This window comes from Xanthomonas hortorum pv. pelargonii (genome assembly GCF_024499015.1).
In the GTDB taxonomy this organism is placed as follows: Bacteria; Pseudomonadota; Gammaproteobacteria; order Xanthomonadales; family Xanthomonadaceae; genus Xanthomonas; species Xanthomonas hortorum_B.
Genome location: NZ_CP098604.1, coordinates 2562130 through 2584702, shown reverse-complemented (window position 1 = coordinate 2584702; position 22573 = coordinate 2562130). Strand labels below are relative to the sequence as shown.

The 22573-nt window shown below is 65.6% G+C and carries 15 protein-coding genes and 1 pseudogene; 13 read left to right on the top strand and 3 right to left on the bottom strand.

The annotated features are described in order from the left end of the window. Nucleotides 1–6: 6 nt before the first annotated feature. The 3 genes from NDY25_RS11295 to NDY25_RS11285 all read left to right on the top strand — a co-directional run bounded on the left by NDY25_RS11295 (nt 7) and on the right by NDY25_RS11285 (nt 3253). The gene (locus NDY25_RS11295) at nt 7–1209 is read left to right on the top strand and encodes an amino acid aminotransferase (protein WP_168959189.1); all 1203 of its coding nucleotides are present in this window, start codon (nt 7–9) and stop codon (nt 1207–1209) included. Nucleotides 1210–1460: 251 nt separating this feature from the next. Next, a complete protein-coding gene (locus NDY25_RS11290; protein WP_168959188.1) occupies nt 1461–2477 on the top strand; it encodes a class 1 fructose-bisphosphatase in 1017 nt (338 codons plus the stop codon). Nucleotides 2478–2785: 308 nt separating this feature from the next. Then, entirely contained in the window at nt 2786–3253 is a 468-nt protein-coding gene (locus tag NDY25_RS11285) for a LuxR family transcriptional regulator (protein ID WP_104551966.1), read from the top strand. A 367-nt stretch (nt 3254–3620) separates the two neighbouring features. On the opposite strand, the gene NDY25_RS11280 is transcribed toward NDY25_RS11285, so the two are convergent. From NDY25_RS11280 to NDY25_RS11270, 3 genes are all read right to left on the bottom strand, one after another. Continuing rightward, nucleotides 3621–5168, bottom strand: a complete 1548-nt coding sequence (locus tag NDY25_RS11280; RefSeq protein WP_256627953.1) for a M61 metallopeptidase family protein — start codon at nt 5166–5168, stop codon at nt 3621–3623. A gap of 137 nt (nt 5169–5305) precedes the next feature. After that, nucleotides 5306–5695 (bottom strand): MAPEG family protein, encoded by a 390-nt coding sequence (locus NDY25_RS11275; protein WP_168959233.1) that lies wholly within the window; start codon nt 5693–5695, stop codon nt 5306–5308. A 2-nt stretch (nt 5696–5697) separates the two neighbouring features. Beyond that, nucleotides 5698–6498 (bottom strand): alpha/beta fold hydrolase, encoded by an 801-nt coding sequence (locus tag NDY25_RS11270; protein WP_233366600.1) that lies wholly within the window; start codon nt 6496–6498, stop codon nt 5698–5700. 80 nt (nt 6499–6578) lie between these two features. Here NDY25_RS11270 and NDY25_RS11265 point away from each other — a divergent pair, with 80 nt between their 5' ends. The 10 genes and pseudogenes from NDY25_RS11265 to NDY25_RS11220 all read left to right on the top strand — a co-directional run bounded on the left by NDY25_RS11265 (nt 6579) and on the right by NDY25_RS11220 (nt 22463). After that, entirely contained in the window at nt 6579–7535 is a 957-nt protein-coding gene (locus tag NDY25_RS11265; RefSeq protein ID WP_168959187.1) for an AraC family transcriptional regulator, read from the top strand. A 201-nt stretch (nt 7536–7736) separates the two neighbouring features. Continuing rightward, a complete protein-coding gene (locus NDY25_RS11260) occupies nt 7737–9365 on the top strand; it encodes a TldD/PmbA family protein (RefSeq protein WP_168959186.1) in 1629 nt (542 codons plus the stop codon). 1994 nt (nt 9366–11359) lie between these two features. Further along, nucleotides 11360–12994: a TldD/PmbA family protein gene (locus NDY25_RS11255; protein WP_168959185.1), complete on the top strand. Its 1635-nt coding sequence runs from the start codon at nt 11360–11362 to the stop codon at nt 12992–12994. A gap of 14 nt (nt 12995–13008) precedes the next feature. Next, entirely contained in the window at nt 13009–14343 is a 1335-nt protein-coding gene (locus NDY25_RS11250; RefSeq protein WP_168959184.1) for a TldD/PmbA family protein, read from the top strand. Nucleotides 14344–14487: 144 nt separating this feature from the next. Beyond that, the gene (locus NDY25_RS11245) at nt 14488–15159 is read left to right on the top strand and encodes a DUF4159 domain-containing protein (RefSeq protein ID WP_256627987.1); all 672 of its coding nucleotides are present in this window, start codon (nt 14488–14490) and stop codon (nt 15157–15159) included. 101 nt (nt 15160–15260) lie between these two features. After that, complete coding sequence (locus NDY25_RS11240) at nt 15261–16253, top strand: AAA family ATPase (RefSeq protein ID WP_104551793.1); 993 nt, start codon at nt 15261–15263, stop codon at nt 16251–16253. A 13-nt stretch (nt 16254–16266) separates the two neighbouring features. Further along, nucleotides 16267–17163, top strand: a pseudogene (locus tag NDY25_RS11235) (DUF58 domain-containing protein). Between the two features lie 70 nt (nt 17164–17233). Then, nucleotides 17234–18424, top strand: coding sequence for a BatA domain-containing protein (locus NDY25_RS11230; RefSeq protein WP_168959181.1), 1191 nt, complete (start codon nt 17234–17236; stop codon nt 18422–18424). Then, entirely contained in the window at nt 18421–20697 is a 2277-nt protein-coding gene (locus NDY25_RS11225) for a hypothetical protein (protein ID WP_168959180.1), read from the top strand. The genes NDY25_RS11230 and NDY25_RS11225 overlap by 4 nt, the downstream gene beginning before the upstream one ends. Further along, on the top strand, nt 20694–22463 hold the full coding sequence (locus NDY25_RS11220; RefSeq protein ID WP_256627952.1) for a carboxypeptidase regulatory-like domain-containing protein: 1770 nt from the start codon (nt 20694–20696) through the stop codon (nt 22461–22463). Before NDY25_RS11225 ends, NDY25_RS11220 begins: the two co-directional genes overlap by 4 nt. Nucleotides 22464–22573 lie beyond the last annotated feature (110 nt).

Here is a 22573-nt window from a genome sequence, read left to right as displayed (position 1 = left end):
CATGCCGTGTCCTTCTTTGCAAATGTGGAACAGGTTCCAGGCGACCCCATCCTGGGCCTGACCGAGGCCTATAACGCCGATAGCCGCCCCAACAAGGTCAACCTGGGTGTGGGCATCTATTACGACGAAAACGGGCGCATCCCGCTGTTGCGTGCCGTGCACAAGATCGAGCAGCAGCTCGCGCTGGAGGCCAAACCGCGCGGCTATCTGCCCATCGACGGCCTGGCCGCTTACGACAAGGCCACCCAGGAGCTGCTGTTCGGCGCCGAGTCGGCGCTGGTGGCCTCCGGCCGCGTGGCGACCTCGCAGACCGTTGGCGGCAGCGGCGCGTTGCGCGTGGGCGCGGACCTGCTCAAGAAGCTGCTGCCCACCTCCACCATCGCCATCAGCAACCCGAGCTGGGAAAACCATCGCGCGGTGTTCGGCGCGGCCGGCTTCGAGGTCGTGGATTACACCTATTTCGACGCCGCCAGCCATGGCCTGAATTTCGACGGCATGCTGGCCGATCTGGCCAAGCTCGAGCCGGGCACGGTGGTGCTGTTGCACGCCTGCTGCCACAACCCGACCGGCGCCGACCTGACCAAGGAGCAGTGGAAGCAGGTCGCCGGCGTGTTGAAGGAGCGCAACCTGTTCCCGTTCGTCGACATCGCCTACCAGGGCTTCGACAAGGGCATCGAGGCCGATGCGTACGCGGTGCGCCTGCTGGCTGCCGAAGGCATCGACAGCTACGTGGTCGCCAGCTCCTATTCCAAGTCGTTCTCGCTGTATGGCGAGCGCGTGGGTGCGTTGTCGGTGGTCTCGGCTACCGCGACCGAAGCCAAGGCCGTGCAGTCGCAGGTCAAGCGCATCATCCGCACGATCTACTCCAGCCCGTCCACGCACGGCGCCGCCCTGGTGGCCGGCGTGCTGACCAGCCCGGAGCTGCGCGATCTGTGGGAGCAGGAACTTACCGAAATGCGCGAGCGCATCCACGCCTTGCGCGCGGGCCTGGTCGCCAAGCTCGCCACGCTGGGCGCGCCGGAGTTCGACTTCATCCAGCGCCAGGCCGGTATGTTCTCGTACTCGGGCCTGACCAGGACCCAGGTCGACCGCCTGCGCGACGAGTTCGCGATCTACGCCGTCGGCACGGGCCGCATCTGTGTGGCCGCATTGAGCCAGCGCAACCTGGAATACGTGGCACAAGCGGTGGCCACCGTTAGCCGCATGTGACTGCAGCCGTTGGTTGAAACGCCTAAACCGGGAGCGCGCAAGCCTCCCGGTTTTTTTGTGCTTGTTCGCCGCCCTTGCCGCCGCGCAAAGGCGCTCAAACGGCGAGTGCTACATACCGGTAGCCCATGTCGTCGGCAACACATTCGCGCACGTTCGATCAGGTTTGCTGCAAAACGCGCATCAAGTGATCGAAATCTAACGGCGCAATGGCGACAATGGCGGACCACTTCCTACACAGGCTGCCCGTTCCCATGTCGCGTCCCTCGCTGACCCGCTTCCTGATCGAAGAGCAACACGCCGGCCGTATCGATGCGGAATTGCGCCAGCTGATCACCATCGTCTCGCGCGCCTGCAAGCGCATTTCCATCGCCGTGAGCAAGGGCGCTCTGGGCGGCGTGCTTGGCGATGCCGGCACCGGCAACGTGCAGGGCGAGGCACAGAAGAAGCTCGACGTACTGAGCAACGACATCCTGCTCGAAGCCAACGCCTGGGGTGGCCACCTGGCCGCATGCGCGTCCGAAGAGATGGATCACAGCCAGCCGGTGCCCGACCAGTACCCCAGTGGCGACTTCCTGCTGCTGTTCGACCCGCTCGATGGCAGCTCCAATATCGACGTCAACGTCTCGGTGGGCACCATCTTCTCGGTGCTGCGCGCCCCCGAGGGCACCGACAAGCCCGGCGACGAGCACTTCCTGCAGCCGGGCACCAAGCAGGTCGCCGCCGGCTACTGCATCTACGGCCCCAGCACGATGCTGGTGCTCACGCTCGGACACGGCACTCACGCCTTCACCCTGGAGCGCGAGGAAGGCAGCTTCCTGCTGACCCAGGCCAATATGCGCGTGCCCGACGACACCGCCGAGTACGCAATCAACATGTCCAACCAGCGCCACTGGGAACCGGCCATGCAGGCCTACGTGAGCGACCTGCTGGCCGGCAAGGACGGCACCCGCGGCAAGGACTTCAACATGCGCTGGATCGCCAGCATGGTCGCCGATGTGCACCGCATCCTCACCCGCGGCGGCATCTTCATCTACCCCTGGGACAAGAAGGACGCCACCAAGCCCGGCAAGCTGCGCCTGATGTACGAAGCCAACCCGATGAGCATGCTGGTGGAACAGGCCGGCGGCGCCGCGACCACGGGGCGCGAACGTATTCTGGATATTCAACCGACGCAACTGCATCAGCGTGTGCCGGTGTTCTTGGGGTCGAAGAATGAGGTGGTTGAGGCGACGCGGTATCACGTTGAGTTCGACAAGGCGCAGGGCTGAGGTTTCGGCTCACGCGACAAGCAACGTTGATTGATGCAAGACACCCGCCCAGTGCGGGTGTCTTTTATGGAACGCATGCTGATTGCGCCGCTGGCGATGCGCTGGGACGCGAGACCTGCGCCAACGGCGACCTTGTGCCCTGAGTTGACTCACCAGCGCTCGGCGGGGAGTATCGCCCTCGGGCCGGAGTGGGACGGTCTACGGGAAGTCGATCTCTACGCGCAATGCCTTGCAAGCAGTCGCCTGACTGCCCGCAGGGATCACGTATCGATAAGGGAATTCTCATGAAGACCGCATGCGTTGCACTGGTGGCTGCCGTCATGTTGCAAGCCACCCCCGCCTTCTCCGCATCAACCGCGCCATCGCCACTGGTCGGAACCTGGCTACTGGATACCAGCAGCCTGCCGATGCCAGCAGCGGTACGACCCAAACGTGTCGTCCTGAATTTCAAACAGGTTCCAGGCAACAAGTGGGCAACCAGCGCCGAGATCATCGAACACGACAACAAGACGCTGCAGGCACAATCCACGCTGCTGCTGGACGGCACGCCGGGTAAGGCATCCGGCACCTACCTAGTCGATCGTGCCGCCGTTAAAATGCCCGAGCCAGGCGTGCTGGTCATGCAGTTGATGTATCAAGGTGTCCCGGCATCCACACGCACCTATACGGTCAGCGCCGACGGCAAGGTCATGACCGAGATTGAAGCGTACTTCAAGGACGGCAACCCGGTAATGCGCACCGCGTATTTCAAACGCGCGGCAAGTCAGTCCAAGTGAACACTGGCGAGCGAGCGCCTGTCAGTGAGTGCAGTGGTTTTGTCGGCGGTCTCTTGGTGGATGCAGTCAGAGGTCCAGATCAAACACTGAGTGGGTCGAATGCGCGGTGCCCTCACCGCTCGCGGGACACGCCGTGAACCCGTCCCTGGGGGCTCGGTGGCGGCATCCATGCCGCCACACGGTCCCGCAATCGGTGAGGACACCGCACCAGAGAGTTGGTCGGTAGCTTTTTAAAGCCTGCAGGTTGATCGCGTTGCGTTGCGAAGATGATCCGACGCGGCGTTATCCAAACAACACACATGCCTTGCTTGCAACCATGCGCACCGACCATCTCAACTGGTCCTTGCCCGCCCACCGTCGCGGGACCTTACGCGGCATGGATGCCGCGTAAGAGCCTACACGGACGTACTTGCGGCGTGTCCCGCGACGGTGGGCGGGCAAGGGCCCTGCAGCGCACCGGCTCCCACACATAGCCCTCAATGTCCTTACCCTCACTACTCCAGCGCCGCTCCTCGCGCTGCAGGCAGGCGCCGAACGCGTTAGAAGGCGGCACGATCAGTTGCGTGCCCTCGATGACGACCTGGCGAAAAGTGGTGACCTCGGCCTCGCCGAGTTCACGGCGCAGCAGGGCTTCGATGTCGCTGCGTTCGAAGCGTTTGCCTGCATGTCGCGCGATGTAGAGCGGGCGCATGGCATCCAGCAGGCCGTGCTTGCCAGCAGAGCGCTTGCGCAAGGCGGCGTCGACGCTGGCGAAGTACAGCATGCCGCGTGCATAGGGAATGCGGCGGACGGCTTCCTGTTCGAAACCGGCAGCATCGATCTGCTGCAGCGACCAGTGCCGCGCCGGGCTGGTGTAGTAGTAACGCGCCCAGTCGTTGATGGTCTTTGCGCAGGCCGCGATCGGGTGCAGCCCGGAGGCGCACGGCAGGGTCGCCTGCACGAAGACGTTCATGCCTTCCGCATACCACGGCTCGACGCCGTTGCTGAGTTGGCCCACCCATTGGTGCCCCATCTCGTGAAAGATCGTGCTCTGCACAGTTTGCACATCCTGCGATGGCGAGAACACGCTGCCCACCGTCATCAGACTGCCGCCGCCGGCCAGACGAGCGGTGCCGGTTTCGTACGAGGCAACCGACAGGGCGCGGATCAACAATTCGTAATGCGGCGCCTGCATGTAGCCGAACGCGCTTGTCGGTACCTCGTAGGCGCGTCGCGACCAGGCCATGGTGGCTGCCGCATCGAACGGTGGTTGACCGATGGTGTAGGCATTGAACACGGCATCGGTTTGCGTCTGGCCGGCGAGTGCAGGGCCGGCGAGCAACCACAGATCGTCCATGACCATGGGCGAGCCGGGGACACGCAGCGTTCCGGCCCCGCCGGTGGCTACGCCGATCGAACCGGCCACAAGCTCGGACAGATCCCACATCAGTACACTCGCATCGCTGCTCAGCGCTTCGGGCAGCAACACGAAACTCTTGGTACTGCCTGCAACGCCCTGCCCGGCCGCCTTCATGCCATACGGTGGGCCGCCGGTCTGCGCGGGCTGCAGCGCGGCGCGATAGCGCACTGTCACCTGCGGACCGACTGGCCGGCCGGTGGTCCAGCGTCGCAAGGCAAAACCTTGCGACGGCCCACCGTCATCGATCGCCAGTGCAACCTCGCCGCGTGCATCGGTGACGTGTAACTCGCTCACTGCCTCGGCATTACGCGGCACTGCGGGCAATGCCAAAGGCAACACCAAGGTCAACGGCGCGCGCGCGTCCGGCAGAACGATTTGCTCGGTCACAGCCAGGCCATTGACCGTGCCGTCCTGCGCGGCCAGGGGTTTGATGGTGACGCTGAAATTGACGCGCTCCGGCACGTCTGCAGCACGCGCGGCGTGTGACGGCAACAGCGTGACCATCAGCGCCAGCACTGCACCGCTGCACCAACCGAGCGCCTTCGGTATTGCGTCGATGCCAGCGGCAGCAGGGTGAGAAAGCGCTGCGCGTCGCCTGCGCGCAGCATCGTGCAAACATCCGCTGGACACGTTTCTGGCGCGCATTGTGATCCTCACAGAAACAACTGCACTGCATAGGCCAGCGTCGCCCACAGGCCGACGTGATAGGCGAGCGTGCGCAGTCCGGGAATGCCGAAAAGATAGCAAACCGCATGCACAACGCGCGCACCCAAAAACACCAACGACGCGATCACCGTGATGCTGGTGGACACCTGCAGCGTCATGGCAGCGAGCACGACTGCGGCAAACGGCAGCAGGTTTTCCAGCAAGTTGCGGTGCGCACGTTGCGCGCGCCCCGCGGCACCGCTCGGCTCGGGCAACCCCTCGCGATTGCCGATCAACGCCTTGGCTCCGACCTGGCGTGCGTACAGCGCAGAGGACAGCAAAGGCATGCACAGGCACAGCAGCGCGGTGGTCACCAACGCGATCAATTCGATGGGCATGCTCACTGCGCAGCCTGCTCGATGGCGGCGACCAGCGCGCCAGGCGCGGTGAGAAATGGCGAATGGCCGGTGTCCAGATCGATGGTCATCCGCATGGGAGCGGCAGCGATCGTCCTGGACTGGAACGCCAAACTCAACGCGTTGTCCTGCAACGTGCGGATATACACCCGATCCACACCACTCGAGCGCGCGGTCAGATGCACCGGCGTCATCATCGGTTGCAGTGGCTCGTCCACGATCATGTGTTGCATGCGGGCCTGCTGTGCGGTGGTGGCGTCGTTGGCGAACAGCTCGCCGCGTGCAGATGCCTCCACCGACATTGCCTTCTTGTGCGTGTTCACTGTCAGGTAGGGTGGCATCTTGCTTGCCGTGTCCGCTTGCGCGAGCGCCAGCAGCGTGCGTCCGTCTTGTGGAACGAACGCAGCCAGATACACCAGGGTCTTGATCTTCTCCGGTGCGGCCTCGGCCACGTTGGTGACGGTGATACCGCCAAAGCTATGCCCGACCAGCACCACCGGTGCGCGCTCGCCAGCGATCGCGGCCAGCACCGTGTCGCGATACGCATCAAGGCTGATCGCCTCCGGCTCGTGCGTTGCACCGGGGCGGCCCGGCAGATTCACTGCGATGACGCGATAACCATGCGCACGCAATTGGCCGGCGACCGGTCGCCAGATGGCAGAGGTTTCCCAGGCGCCATGCACCAGCACGATGGTGGGATGCGTGACCGGCTTTGCGGTGACGGCGCCGGAACACAGCGCGCACAACAGCAGCGTGGTCATGGTCATGCAGGTCTTGTTTTTCATCGGTGCATCTCGGGTCTGTGTGGATGCACTAAGGTTCCCCCTGCGCGCCGCACGACTCCATGACCCGGACACCGTCTTCCATGACCGATCCTCTACCGCTGCATGCAACACACGTTGCGCAGCCCGCACGCGCCGACATCCTGTCGCAATTGCTCACGTTGATCCGCCTGCACGGCGAGGGCGTCTATACCGCAGAGGTCGCTGCGCATTTCCATGCGCATCTGCCGGCGGGGCCATCGCATCTGCACTTTATCGAAGCAGGCGCGTTGTGGATCACACCCGATGGCGGTGCACCGTTGCAGCTGCACACCGGCGATCTGGTAGTGCTGCCGCACGGGCGTGGGCATCGCTTGTCGCATTGCGCACAGGTGAAACGCGCTGCCGATGATTTCTTCGCAGCCGGGCAGTTCGACGCTGCAACGCTGAAGATCCGGCATGGCGAGGGCGCACCGCTGGCCACTGTCATCGGCGGCATTTTTCGCTACGAACGGTTGCCGCTGCCGCCGATCATGCGCGCGCTGCCAACCCTGATCCATATCCCCGGCGATGGCGGGCGCGTGCCGGAGTGGCTGCGCCTGCTCTCGCATTTTTTGATGGCCGAAGCGCACGAGGTGCGCCCCGGTGCGCGCTTGATGGTCTCGCGCATCATCGACCTGCTGGTGATCCGCGCCTTGCGCAGCTGGGCGGAGCTGCATCCGCAGCAATCGCGCTGGCTTGCCAGTCCGGCCGGCGAGCGGATCGGGCTGGCCTTGCATGCGATCCATGCCGATCCGTACCGCAGCTGGAAGGTGGAGCAACTCGCACGCCATGCCGGGTTGTCGCGCTCGCTGTTTGCGCAGCAGTTTGCGCAGATCACCGGCGAGTCACCGATGCGCTACATCGCGCTGTGGCGTCTGAGCGTGGCAGACGATCTGATCCGCTCAGGCAACGTCAGCGTGGGCGATGCCGCGCGCCGGGTGGGCTATCACTCCGAAGCCGGCTTCAGCCGCGCGTTCAAGGCGTATTTCGGCCATGCGCCCAAGCAGGTCAAGCCATAGCGCGACCGACACAGCGACAGCGCGCTGGTCTGTCCGGGCACATCGAACACTCACATGCGCGGTGTAGATCGACCCGGCCCGCACGATTGCACGCGAGCCGCGCCAACCGCCATGCACATCGTCACTTGACCACTTTCACGCCTCTACGCCACCCTCGGGGTTTGGCACGTGCGCAGCGTGCGCTTCAGCGGAGAACGCCACGTGGACCGTCGTACCTTCCTCACCTTGTCCGGCATCGGTGCTGCCGGGTTGCTGCTGCCGCATACGCGCCTGATCGCGGCCGAGCAATTACTTACCCCGGTGGATGCAGCGCGCAACCGGCGCCTGTCGGATACCGCGTTGACCACCGCCAAGGCGGCTGGTGCCAGCTACTGCGATGTGCGCGTGGGCCGCTATTTGCGCCAGTTTGTGATCACCCGCGAGGCGCAGGTGGAGAATGTGGTCAACGCCGAATCCAGCGGTGTGGGCGTGCGCGTGCTGGCCGATGGTGCGTGGGGCTTTGCGGCCACCAACACGCTCACCAGCGATGGTGTGGCCACTGCTACGCGCCAGGCGGTAGCGATCGCCAAGGCCAACGCGCGGCTGGGCGGTGCGCCGGTGCAGTTGGCACCGGTAACCCCGGCCGGGCAGGTGAGCTGGAAGACACCGATCAAGAAGAACGCGATGGAAGTGCCGCTGCAGGACAAGGTAGCGCTGCTGATGGACGTCAACGCGGCCGCGCTCACTGCCGGCGCCACCTTCGTGGCCTCGCGCATGTTTGCGATCAACGAGCAGAAGTATTTCGCAAGCAGCGACGGCTCCTACATCGATCAGGACGTGCACCGGTTGTGGTTGCCGTTTACCGTCACCGCGGTGGACAAGGCCAGCGGCACCTTCCGCACCCGCGACGGGCTGTCGTCGCCAATGGGCATGGGCTACGAATATCTGGATGGCGATGCCAGCCAGAAGCATCAGTTGCCTGGCGGACTCATCGGCTACGGCCACAGCTACGACGCGCGCGAAGATGCGATTGCCGCGGCCAAACAGGCGCGCGCCAAACTCACCGCACCCTCGGTGAAGGCCGGCAAATACGATCTGGTGATCGACCCGAGCAATCTGTTTCTCACCATCCACGAGTCGGTGGGCCACCCGCTCGAGCTCGATCGCGTACTCGGCTACGAGGCCAACTACGCCGGCACCAGCTTCGCCACGCTGGACAAGCGCGATGCGGGTTTCCGCTGGGGCAGCGATGCAGTGACCTTCGTCGCCGACCGCACCCAGCCCGGCAGCCTGGGCGCAGTGGGTTACGACGATGAGGGGGTCAAGAGCAAGCAGTGGGAGCTGGTGAAAGACGGCATCCTGGTCGATTACCAATGCACGCGCGATCAGGCGCACCTGCTCGGCAAGACCGCCTCCGATGGCTGCAGCTATGCAGATTCCTGGTCCAGCGTGCAGTTCCAGCGCATGCCCAATGTGTCGCTGGCCGCAGGCAAACAACCACTTGGCGTTGCCGAGATGATCAAGAACGTGGAGCGCGGGTTGTATATCCACGGGCGCGGTTCGTATTCGATCGACCAGCAGCGCTACAACGCGCAGTTCGGCGGGCAGTTGTTCTACGAAATCGAGAACGGCCAGGTCACGCGGCTGGTGGAAGACGCTGCCTATCAAATCCGCACGCCAGAATTCTGGAATGCCTGCAGCGCAGTCTGCGATCAACGCGACTTCCGTTTGGGCGGCTCGTTCTTCGATGGCAAGGGCCAGCCCAGCCAGGTGTCGGCGGTGTCGCATGGCTCGTCCACCGCACGCTTCGATGGCATCAACGTGATCAATACCGCGCGCTCGTTGGGGTGAGAGCTGCCAACAAACGTTGGGAGTTGCTTTGCTGAAAACCATACGCACCGACCATCTCGACTGGTCCTTGCCCGCCCACCGTCGCGGGACCTTACGCGGCATGGATGCCGCGTAAGAGCCTACACGGACGTACTTGCGGCGTGTCCTGCGATGGTGGGCGGGCAAGGACCCTGCAGCGGAGTTGCAGCCCTATCGGTCTGCCGCTGAAGCCCTTACCTCGTTCAATCAGCTCACAACAACAAAGATATCGAGTGATGTTGTTTAGATGCATCAAAAATGCTGTAAGTCAAAAGCATGGTCAGTCGAGCGCGCGGTGCCCTCGCCGCTCGCGGGACACGCCGCAAGTACGTCCATGTAGGCTCGGTGGCGGCATCCATGCCGCCACACGGTCCCGCAAGCGGCGAGGACACCGCACCAGAGAGTGAATCGGTTGCTTTTTTGAAGCCTCAGGTTGATCGCCTTGCGTTGCGAAGCTGATCGGACACGGCGTTATTCAAACAGCACCCGTCACGCCTTGCTTGCAACCATGCACACCGACCATCTCGACTGGTCCTTGCCCGCCCACCGTCGCGGGACCTTATGCGGCATGGATGCCGCGTAAGAGCCTACACGGACGTACTTGCGGCGTGTCCTGCGATGGTGGGCGGGCAAGGGCCCTGCAGCGAAGTTGCAGCCCTATCGCTCTGCCGCTGAAGCCCTTACCTCGTTCAATCAGCTCACAACAACAAAGATATCGAGTGATGTTGTTTAGATGCATTCAAACGCTGTAGGTCAAAAGCATGGTCAGTTGAGCGCGCGGTGCCCTCGCCGCTCGCGGGACACGCCGCAAGTACCTCCATGTAGGCTCGGTGGCGGCATCCATGCCGCCACACGGTCCCGCAATCGGTGAGGACACCGCACCAGAGAGTGAGTCGGTAGCTTTTTAAAGCCTGCAGGTTGATCGCCTTGCGTTGCGAAGATGATCCGATGCGGCGTTATTCAAACAGCACCCGTCACGCCTTGCTTGCAACCATGCACGCCGACCATCTCGACTGGTCCTTGCCCGCCCACCGTCGCGGGACCTTACGCGGCATGGATGCCGCGTAAGAGCCTACACGGACGTACTTGCGGCGTGTCCTGCGATGGTGGGCGGGCAAGGGCCCTGCAGCGAAGTTGCAGCCCTATCGCTCTGCCGCTGAAGCGTCTACATCGTTCAATCAGCTCACCGCAACAAAGATATCGACTTATGTTGTTTAGATGCATTCAAACGCTGTAGGTCAAAAGCATGGTCAGTCGAGCGCGCGGTGCCCTCGCCGCTCACGGGACACGCCGCAAGTACGTCCATACAGGCTCGGTGGCGGCATCCATGCCGCCACACGGTCCCGCAAGCGACGAGGACACCGCACCAGAGAGTGAGCCGGTAGCTTTTTAAAGCCTGCAGGTTGATCGGCTTGCGTAGCGAAGATGATCCGACGCGGCGTTATTCAAACAGCACCCGTCACGCCTCGCTTGCAACCACGCACGCCGACCATCTCGACTGGTCCTTGCCCGCCTACCGTCGCGGGACCTTACGCGGCATGGATGCCGCGTAAGAGCCTACACGGACGTACTTGCGGCATGTCCCGCGATGGTAGGCGGGCAAGGGCCCTGCAGCCAGCGCGCAGATCACCTCCTTAGTTTGTCAGCCGCTCTGAACCTGTGAAGCAAATACTGCGCATGATGGCGTGATGTGTGCTGATAGCGCATCGCATAATCGTCGATAAGGCAAGCATGCATGGCATCCGCTACGTGCTCCCGCGCAAATGCATCCATCGCACGCTGTCGGCCGCGCTCGCCACACCTGCATGCATGTTGTGCCACTCAATCTATGCGGGCACAGCATTTACCCACACCCCTGCCGAAAGTCATTTGACGCAGCATTCATCACCCGGCAAGAATCGGCGATACCGCACAGATAACCATCTGCGCGTCACCAGATCACCCGCGCGCCGCGCGGGACTATTGGGGAGTTGCCCGTGCAGCGACGTGATTTCCTGGCCCTGACCGGGCTGACCATGGGTGGGCTGATTGTGCCCGCCTACTTCGGCAAGGCCATCGCCGCCGAGCAGTTGTTGACGCAATTGGATGTCGGCCGCAAGAAGCGCCTGACCGATGCCGGCCTCAACGCCGCACGTCAGGCCGGCGCGAGCTATTGCGATGTGCGTATCGGCCGCTATCTGCGCCAGTTCGTCATCACCCGGGAGGACAAGGTGCAGAACGTGGTCAACACCGAGTCCATCGGTGTGGGCATCCGCGTCCTGGTGGCCGGTGCCTGGGGGTTTGCCGCCACCAACGAACTCACCGAACAAGGCGTGGCCAAGGCAGCCGCGCAGGCCGCCGCGATCGCCAAGGCCAATGCCAAGGTGCAGGGCACCCCCGTGCAGCTGGCGCCCACGCCCGGCGTGGGCGAGGTGAGCTGGAAGACGCCGATCAAAAAGAACGCGATGGAAGTGCCGATCAAGGACAAGGTGGACCTGCTGCTCGGCGTCAATGCCGCCGCCACTGCGGCCGGCGCCAACTTCGTCAACTCGATGCTGTTCGTGGTCAACGAGCAGAAGTACTTCGCCAGCACCGATGGTTCCTACATCGATCAGGACGTGCACCGCATCTGGGCGCCGATGAGCGTGACTGCCATCGACAAGGCCAGCGGCAAGTTCCGCACCCGCGACGGACTCTCCGCACCGATGGGCCTGGGCTATGAATATCTGGATGGCGCGGCCTCGGGCAAGTTCGTCTCGCCCAACGGCGTGGTCAATTACGGCCTGTCCTACGACATGAAGGAAGACGCCATTGCGGCGGCCAAGCAGGCGCAGGAAAAGCTCAAGGCGCCGTCTGTGAAACCGGGCAAGTACGACCTGGTGCTGGACCCCTCGCACACCTGGCTCACCATCCACGAATCGGTCGGCCACCCGCTGGAACTGGACCGCGTGCTCGGCTACGAAGCCAACTACGCCGGTACCAGTTTCGCCACGCTCGACAAGCTCAAGGCCGGGTTCCAGTACGGCAGCGACAAGGTGCATATCCTGGCCGACAAGATTCAGCCCGGCAGCCTGGGCGCGGTGGGGTACGACGATGAAGGCGTCAAGACCAAACAATGGGATCTGATCCGCGACGGCAAGCTGGTGGACTACCAGGCCATTCGCGATCAGGCGCATATCCTCGGCAAGACCGCCTCCGATGGCTGCTGCTACGCCGACTCGTGGTCGAGCGTGCAGTTCCAGCGCATGGCCAACGTCTCGCTGGCCGCCGGCAAGACGCCGTTGAGCGTGAGCGATTTGATCAAGAACGTGGAAAACGGCATCTACATCATCGGCGACGGCTCGTTCTCCATCGACCAGCAGCGCTACAACGCGCAGTTCGGTGGCCAGCTGTTCTATGAAATCAAGAACGGTGCGATCACCCGCATGCTCGAGGACGTGGCTTACCAGATCCGCACGCCGGAATTCTGGAACGCCTGCAGCGCGGTCGCCGATCAACGCGACTACCGCCTGGGCGGCTCGTTCTTCGATGGCAAGGGCCAGCCGGCGCAGGTGTCGGCGGTCTCGCATGGTTCGTCCACCGCTCGCTTCGATGGCATCAACGTCATCAGCACCGCCCGCTCGCTCGGCTAACAGGAGAAACCCACATGAGCATCCTTACCGAAGCGCAGGCCAATGCCATTCTGGACAAGGTCATCAAACTGTCCAAGGCCGATGAGTGCACCGCACAGCTCACCGGCTCGATCGACGGCAACATCCGTTTTGCGCTCAACAACGTGTCCACCAGCGGCATTGTCGACAACACCGATCTGCAGGTGCAGGTGGCGTTCGGCAAGCGCGTGGGCGTGGCCACCATCAACGAGTTCGACGACGCCTCGCTGGAGCGCGTAGTACGGCGCGCGGAAGATCTGGCGCGGCTGGCGCCGGAAAACCCGGAGTTCATGCCGGCGGTCGAGAAGCAGACCTATACGGCCAGCCCGACCTTCAGCGAATCCACCGCCGCCATCGACCCGGCGTTTCGTGCGCAGGTGGCCGCCGATTCGATCGCGCCGTGCAAAGGCAAAGGCCTGATCGCTGCCGGCTTTCTCGAGGATGGCCAGAGCTTCACCGCATTCGCCAACAGCAAGGGCAACTTCGGCTATCAACGTGGCGCGCGTTTCGACTACACCTGCACCGTGCGCACCGAAGACGGCCGCGGCTCGGGCTGGGTGGGGCGCAACTTGAAAGATGCTGCCGACTTCAAGGCCGAGCAGGACATCCGCATCGCCATGCGCAAGGCCAGCGATTCGGCCGAAGCCAAGGCACTGGAACCGGGCAAATACACGGTGATTCTGGAGCCGGCCGCCGCTGCGGGGCTGATCTCGTTCATGATGAATTTCTTCGACGCGCGCCGCGCCGATGAAGGCCGCAGCTTTCTGTCCAAGAAGGGCGGCGGCAACAAGCTCGGCGAACAGGTCTACGACCCGCGCGTGAACATCACCGCCGACCCGTGGGATGCGCGTGCGGCAGTGTTGCCGTGGGACGAAGAGGGCCTGCCGCGCGAGAAGATGTCGATCGTGGAAAACGGCAAGATCGCCAACCTGCAGTATTCGCGCTACTGGGCGCAGAAGAACGGCAAGCGTGCGATCGGCGAGCCGGGCAATCTGCTGATGGCCGGCGGCGACAAGAACATCGCCGAGCTGGTGCGCGGCACCGAGAAGGGCATCCTGGTCACGCGCACCTGGTACATCCGCATGGTCGACCCGCAGACCGTGCTGCTCACCGGCCTGACCCGCGACGGCACCTTCTACATCGAGAACGGGCAGATCAAGTACCCGGTGAAGAATTTCCGCTTCAACGAATCGCCGGTGATCATGCTCAACAACATCGACGAGTTGGGCAAGCCGGTGCGGGTGGCCGGTGACGAATCCAACTTCGTGATGATGATCCCGCCGATGCGGCTGCGCGACTTTACGTTTACTTCGTTGTCGGATGCGGTGTGAGTCGGAGCCGGGATTCGGGAGTGGGGATTCGGGAATCGGAGAGCAGAAGCTGCTCTTTGCAGACTGATACCTCGCAGGCGCTTGCGTGCGGCTCCCGTTCCCGGTCTCCCGGCTCCCACTTCGCGGCGCCACTTCCTAGGCTTGCTGCTCGGTAGCGCCGCCACGCTGGTGCTACCGCTGCGTGCACGCGCGGCCGGCAACTACGATTTCTGGTTCACCCGGCTGCGTTACGACTCCGGCGATTGGGATGTGGATGCGCGCATGCCGTCCAACCTGATCACCTCGCTGATCGACTACACCCAGCTACGCGTGGACCCGCAGGAACACGTGCTGGACCTGGCCGATCCGCGCATGTTGCAGGCGCCGTTCTGCTATCTGGCCGGGCACAAGCTGGTGGAGTTCAATCCGGCCGAGCGGCGCAACTTCGAGCGCTATGTGCGCAATGGCGGTTTCGTGTTCGTGGACGATTGCAATCACGATATCGATGGCCTGTTCGCCACCTCGTTCGAAGCGCAGATGGTTTCCATCTTCGGCAAGACCGCGCTGCAGAAGTTGCCCAAGAGTCATCGCCTCTACAACGCGTTTTTCAAGTTTCCCGATGGCCCACCGGCTACCAGTTTCGAACTCAATGGCTGGGGCGACGATCTGGTGCACGATTATCTCAAGGGCATCAGCATCGATGGCCGGCTCGGCGTGTTGTACAGCAACAAGGATTACGGCTGCGAATGGGATTACGACTGGCGCAACAAGCGGTTTCTGGCGGAAGACAACACCAGGTTCGGCGTCAACATCGTGATGTATGCGCTGACCAATTGACCGCCGTGTAGGAGCGCGCTGGCGCGCGATGAAGATTTCCCGGTGAAGCCTCGCGCGCAAGCGCGCTCCTACGCCAGCAGTCACATAACGAGACTTTCCCCATGACTTCCCCCAACGACGACATTCTCGCCAACCAGCTCTCCCAACTCGGCGCGTTGCGCGCGGCCCTGGCCCAGGCGGTGGTGGGCCAGGACGCGGTGGTGGAGCAACTGCTGATCGGCCTGCTGGCCGGCGGCCACTGCCTGCTGGAAGGCGCGCCCGGCCTGGGCAAGACGCTACTGGTGCGCTCGCTCGGGCAAGCGCTGGAGCTGCAGTTCCGCCGCGTGCAGTTCACTCCCGATCTGATGCCAAGCGACATTCTCGGCACCGAGCTGCTGGAAGAAGATCACGGCACCGGGCATCGGCAGTTCCGTTTCCAGCAGGGGCCGATCTTCACCAATCTGCTGCTGGCCGACGAACTCAATCGCACCCCGCCCAAGACCCAGGCTGCGTTGCTGGAAGCGATGAGCGAGCGCACGGTGAGTTACGCCGGCACCACCTATGCGCTGCCGGCGCCGTTCTTCGTGCTGGCCACACAGAACCCGATCGAACAGGCCGGCACCTATCCGCTGCCGGAAGCGCAGCTGGACCGCTTCCTGCTGCATGTGCGCGTCGATTACCCCAGCGAGCAGGAAGAGCGCGACATCCTCACCCAGACCACCGGCACCGCAACTGCGCAGGTGCCGGTGGTGATGGACGCGGACAGCGTGTTGGCGCTGCAGCAACAGGTGCGGCAGGTGCATGTCGGCGCGGATCTGCTGACCTGGATCAATCGCCTGGTGCGCGCCAGCCGGCCCGGCCCGCAGGCCAGCGACGAGGTGCGTCAATGGATCCGATGGGGCGCCGGCCCGCGCGCCGGGCAATCGCTGGTGCTCGCGTCCAAGGCACGCGCATTGCTGCACGGCCGCTTTGCCGCCACCCGCGACGATGTCATTGCGCTCGCAGCGCCAGTGATGCGCCACCGCCTGCTGCTGTCGTTTGCGGCCGAGGCCGAACAACGCAGCGCCGACGATGTGGTCGCAGCGCTGTTGCGCGCCGTGCCGTTCCCGGCGTGAGGCGCGCAGTAGCGTGAGCGTGGACCTGCCGGCGTTGATTCCTGCCGAGCTGCGCAGCCGCTTGCGCGGTTTGCAGCTGCATGCGCGCCACGCGCAGGGCGCGCACGGCATCGGCCAGCACGCCAGCCGCAACCGTGGTGCCGGGCTGGAATTTTCGCAATACCGCGCTTAGGAACCCGGCGATGCGTTGCGCCAGATCGACTGGAAACTCTACGCACGCTCGGACCGCTTCTTCGTGCGCGAAGCCGAGCGCGAAAGCCCGCTCACGCTGTGGCTGTTGCTCGATGCCACCGCCTCCGCAGGCCAGGCCGATCAGGCGCGCCCTGCCTACACGCGCTTGCAGGCGATGGCGACCTTGGCCGCGTGCGCTGCCGAAGTGGCGCTGCGCCAGGGCGATCAAGTCGGGCTATTCGCCGTGCATGGCGATGGCCTGGTGGCAGTGCCGGCAGGCGGCGGTCCACGTCAACGCGACCGGCTCTGGCTGGCCTTGCAGCGTCTGCGCGCCGGTGGACGCTGGCCCGGCATGGATGCGCTACGCCCGCTGTGGGAACGCATCGCCGCACATGCGCTGGTGCTGTCGATCGGCGATGGCTTCGACGAAGAATTGGTCGGCGCGCTGGAAAAACTTGCCGCCGCACGCCGCGAAGTGATCCAGCTGCAAGTGCTGACCTGCGACGAACGCGATTTCACTTTCAGCGGCGGGCACCGCTTCCGCGATCCGGAAACCGGCGAAGAATTGCTCGGCGATGGCGCCGCGATGCGCGATGCGTATCTGCAACGCTTCGGCGATGCACAGCGCGCGCGGCAGGCCCGCTGGCAGGCCGCCGGCATTGCGCATGCGCTGCATTATCTGGATGCACCACCCGACGCGGCGTTGCGCGCGTTGTTCGGGCAGGGTGCGCGGCGATGAGCCAATACTCCCGTCTCGGCGAGGTACCGTCATTGCACCTCATCGCGCACGCCGCTGGGGTGGCGCAGCCGTGAACCTGCTCCTGCTCTTTCCCGCCGGCCTGGCCGCGTTGGCCGCACTGCTGCTGCCGCTGCTGATCCACCTGGCACGCCGCAGCGAACACCGGCCCACCGACTTCGCCGCACTGCGCTGGCTGCGTGCGCTGCCGCGCCCACGGCATCGTGTGCGCTTCGACGAATGGCCGCTGCTGCTGGTACGCCTGCTGTTGCTCGCCGCGTTGGCGCTGCTGCTGGCCGAGCCGGCCTTGCGCGACCATCAGGATGTGCGCCCGCGGATTGCGGTGAGTCCTGGCGTGGATGTGGCCGCGGCGCGCGCGCTCAGCCACGCAGCGAACGCGCAGTGGGTGTGGCTGGCGCCGGGCTTCCCGCCGATCGATGCCGATGCGACCAACCCATACACCGCGACCGCCGGCACCGCGCAGCCGGTCGGCAGCCTGCTGCGCGAACTCGATGCCAGCCTGCCGGCGGACACCGCACTCAGCGTAATCGTGCCAAGCCACTGGGGGCCGCTGGATGCACAGCGCCTGCAGCTGTCGCGCAACGTGCAATGGCAGGTGCTACCAGGCCAATCGCCGCTCGCCACTGCCGCAGCCATCGCGCCGCTGCGGCTGCAGGCGATCACCGATGACCCCGCCGAGCCGGCGCTGCGCTATCTGCGCGCCGTACACGCTGCGTGGGCAGTGCCCGGCGCGTTGCCAGTCAGCGCCCCCGACGCCGCAGTGCCAGCTCGCTGGGCACCCGGCACGGTGGTGGTCTGGCTATCGCACAGCGCACCACCTGCGCCGGTCATCGCCTGGGTCGCGGCCGGAGGGCAACTGCTGATCGCTGCGCAAACGCCGGCCCCGCCCGCACTCGCCGGCCCGCGGCAGGCAGTGCTGCAAGACACGCACGGCGTGCCGCTGATCGACGCCATCGCATTCGGGCGCGGGCGCCTGTTGCGCTGGTCCGTGCCGCTGCAGCCGCAGCACCTGCCCGCCTTGCTGGACGCCGATTTCCCCACCCGCCTGCACGATGCCCTGCAACCGCCACCCGCACCACAGCGCGCGCTGGCACAGACCCAGCAACCACAGCGCGGCCCTGCGGCCATTCGCCTGACCACCGCACCGTGGTCGCTGGCGCCATTGCTGATCGGCTTGGTGCTGCTGCTGTTCGCGGCCGAACGCTGGCTGGCCACATCGCCACGCCGGAGCAACGCGGCATGAGCACGCCGGCGCCGCACCACGCATGGCAGGCCGCGCGAAGGCGGCAGGCCGCAGGCGTGCTGCTGTTCGGGCTACCGCTGGCTGTCCTCCCGGCGCTGCTGGCCTGGCGCACCGGCGCGCATGTGGCGATCGTGCCGTTGCTCATTGCCGGTGTGTTGGCAATGGCCGGCGTGGCGGTGCTGGCGGCACGCCGGCTGGACCAGACCTGGCTGATCCGCCGGCTGGATCGCGAAGCAGATCTGGAAGACAGCAGCGACCTGCTGTTCGCCTCGACCGCGCAGCTCGGCCCCTTGCAGGCCCTGCAACGGCAGCGCCTGGAACAGCGCCTGCGCAACACCCCGCGCGATCTCCGCCCAGCCTGGCCGTGGCAGCGTGCCTGGCCATGGAGCCTGCTCGGCCTGCTGGCCTGCGTCGCGCTACTGCTTTGGCCACACCGCGCCACCCAGCCCGCGCCGAGCAACGACCGCGTCGCCGCCGCCCGTGCCGGCAACGGCGCTCCCACACTGCGTCATTCCCGGCTACACAGTACCCCGCCCGCTTACACCGGCCTGCCGTCCACACGCCTGCCCGGCCTGGATGCGCGCGTGCCAACCGGCACCCAGCTGGAGTGGCAGCTGCAGGTCAGCCCCGCCCCGCGCAGCGTGGCGCTGCGGCTCACCGACGGCCGCCTCATCGCGCTGGCCCGGCAAGGCAGCAGCGATCAGTGGCAAGGCCAGTGGATCGCCGAGCGCGCCAGCCTGTATCGCATCCTCATCGACGGTGCGCCGGCAGACCGCCAGCTGCATCGGCTCGACGTGCTGCCGGATCGCCCGCCGCAGGTGCGCGTATTGGCGCCCGAACAAAGCCTGGTGCTGTGGACGCCCACCAATGCCGGCTGGACGCTGCGCTTCGAAGCCAGCGACGACTACGCGGTGGCCGCCACCGCCGAGCTGCGCCTGACCCTGGCCCAGGGCAGCGGCGAGAACATCACCTTCAAGACCCAGCGCCGCACCCTCACCGGCAGCGGCCCGGCCAGGCAACGCAGCTTTTCCACCACGCTGCAGCCGCAGGCCCTGGGCATGGCGGCCGGCGACGACCTGATCGCCCAATTGATCGTCCACGACACCCGCCAACCCGGGCCGCAGGAAGGCCGCAGCGCCAGCGTGATCCTGCGCTGGCCGCCGCCCGAACAGACCATGGCCGCCGGCCTGGAGGCCAGCGTCAAACAAACCTTGCCGGCTTACTTCCGCAGCCAGCGCCAGATCATCATCGACGCCGAGGCGCTGCTGAAGGAAAAGCCGCGCCTGGACCCGGATGCCTATCTCAAGCGGTCCGACGCCATCGGCGTGGACCAGCGCCTGTTGCGACTGCGCTACGGCCAGTTCCTCGGCGAAGAGAGCGAAGGCGCACCCAAGGGCCCGCCGACCGCCGACGCCCCGCCCACCAGCGACGCACCGGCCGACGATCTGCCCACCGCCGACATGCCCACTGCGGATGCGCCGGCAACGCCTGCGGCAGCGGCGCAGGCGCCCGCCCAGGACGAACACGGGCACGACGACCACAAGCATGACGCCGCATCCGAACCCGGCGCCGCCGCGCTGGATGATCACGACCATGACCACGGCAACAACAACGGCCGGCCCGAGCGCAGCAGCTTCGGCCAGGCGCAGGATGTGCTCTCCGAGTTCGGGCATACCCACGACCACGCCGAAGCCGCCACCCTGCTCGACCCGCAAACGCGCGCCCTGCTGCGCGCCGCGCTGGATCAGATGTGGCAGTCCGAGGGCGCGCTGCGCCAGGGCCACCCCGAGCGTGCGCTGCCTTATGCCAACAAGGCGCTGGGCTTCATCAAGCAGGTGCAGCAGGCCGAACGCATCTACCTGGCGCGGGTCGGCACCCAGCTACCTCCGATCGACCCCAGCCGACGCCTGAGCGGCGACCGCGCCGGCCTGGGCGACCGTGCCGCCGGGCTGGACACCCGCCCGGATCCCGACCCGTCCGCCCTGCAGTTGTGGGACGCGCTGGGCGAACAGGCGCCGGTAGCGGACGCCACCCTGGCTCGCTACGCGCAGTGGCTGCAGCGCCAGCAAGACCGACTGCACGACCCGCTGAGCCTGGCCGCCGCAGTGGAAACCCTGCGCGCCGAACCGGACTGCGCCAGCTGCCGCGCCCAACTGCGTACCCAGGTCTGGCGCACCCTCATCGCCCCGCCCGCGCCCGTCCACCGACGCGCCACACCGGACGCGCGCGGCCAACGCTATCTGGATGCACTGCGCCGGGAGCCGCAGCCATGACGCTGTCACTGCCCTGGCTGGTCGGTTCGGCACTCTTTCTGGTGGTCGTCGTCGGCTGGTTCCGGCTGTCACGCGCACACGCTCGGCAACCACATTCGCGCGCCAGGCTGTGGCTGTTGCTTGCCGCCCAACCGCTGCTCGCCGGCCTGCTCTACCCGGTGCTGCTGCCGCCCCCGCGCGCTGGCAGCACGAGCGAGCTGCACGTCGCCACCGCGGGCACCACGGCAGCACAGGTCGGCCCGAATGCGGCGCAGTGGGTCGCCTTGCCCGAAGCGCCTGCGCTGGCAGGCGTGGCACGCGTACCGGATCTGGCCACCGCCCTGCGCCGCGCACCCGGCACCACCGCAGTGGTCGTGCATGGCACCGGCCTGCCGGCACGCGACCGCGATGCACTTGGCGTACCGCTGCGACTGGCGCTGAACCCGGCACCGCAAGGTTTGGTCGCCGTCTCGACACCGCCACCGGTCGCCCCCGGCGAAACCTTCGCCATCAGCGCCCGCGTCCAGGGCCTGCCGGCAGCACGGGTGGAGCTACTCGACCCCGCCGGCCAGGTGGTCGACACCGCCGTAGCCAACGTAACCGGTCAGGTGCATCTGCGTGGCCTGGCGCGCGCACCCGGGCAGGTGGTGTTCGCGCTGCGCCTGCGCGATGCCGCAGGCGCCGAACGCAGCCGCGTACAGGTGCCGGTGCTGATCACCGTAGTGCCGCCCGCGCGTGTGCTGTTGCTGGCCGGCGCACCGCAGCCGGAACTGAAATACCTGCGCCGCTGGGCCAGCGATGCCGGGCTGGACGTGCGCAGCCAGATCGCGGTCGGCCCCGGCGTGCAACTGGGCGAGAGCGCCGCACTGGACGCCACCAGCCTGGACACACTCGACCTGCTGGTCATCGACCAACGCCGCCTGGTCACGCTGGGCAGCACGCAACGCCAGAGCGTGCGTGCCGCGATCGACCGCGGCCTGGGCGTGCTGGTACGCACCGACGGACCACTGGATGCCGGCACCCGCGCAGCACTCAACGCGCTCGGCTTTGCGACAACCGGCGGAACGACCAGCACTGCAATCGCCGCCCCGCGATCGCTGTCATCGGCCGCACCGTCCATCGATCCAGCTGCAGCCCCTGCCGACACTCCCGCACTTCCACCGCTGCAACGCCGCGATCTGCAACCGCAAGATGCCGAGGCAGTGATTGCAGCACGCGCAGACGACGGCAGCGCGCTGGGCTGGTGGCACGCACAAGGCCGCGGCCGCATCGGCATCGCCCTGATCGAAGACAGCTTCGCGTTGGTATTGGCCGGCCGCAGCGACCTGCATGCCGCGCTGTGGGCGCAGCTGTTCGGCGCCGTCGCCCGCGCGGGCGACACCGCACCCGCCCCGGTGCAAGAAGGCTGGTCGCAACAGCGCATGTCACTGTGCGGTATCGCTGCAGACGCGCATGTCACCGGCCCCACCGGTCCAGCCCAACCGTTGCTGATCGACCCCACCAGCAGCGCCCAAACCTGCGCCGCCTACTGGCCCACAAGCGCAGGCTGGCATCGCCTGCAAACCGGCAAAGACCAACGCTGGCTTTACGTCCGCGCGCCCGCCGACGCACCCACCGTGCATACCCAACAAACCCGCGACGCCACCCTTGCGATGGCCGCCACAGCAACCAACACAAACGCGACCCTCAGCACGCCAATAGCCCAACCCGGCACCCGCTGGCCGTGGCTACTGGCCTGGCTCACGCTAGCCACGGCGTTGTGGTGGCTGGAACGACGCAGGCGCTGAGTTGCTGCCGCGTCAACCCCCATCAGCATATGGGTGCGATGCCGCTTTCACGACTCGAAATTTTGAGTGCCCTGTCGTGGTTGTACCAAGCGGATGGATCAGGTGTAGAG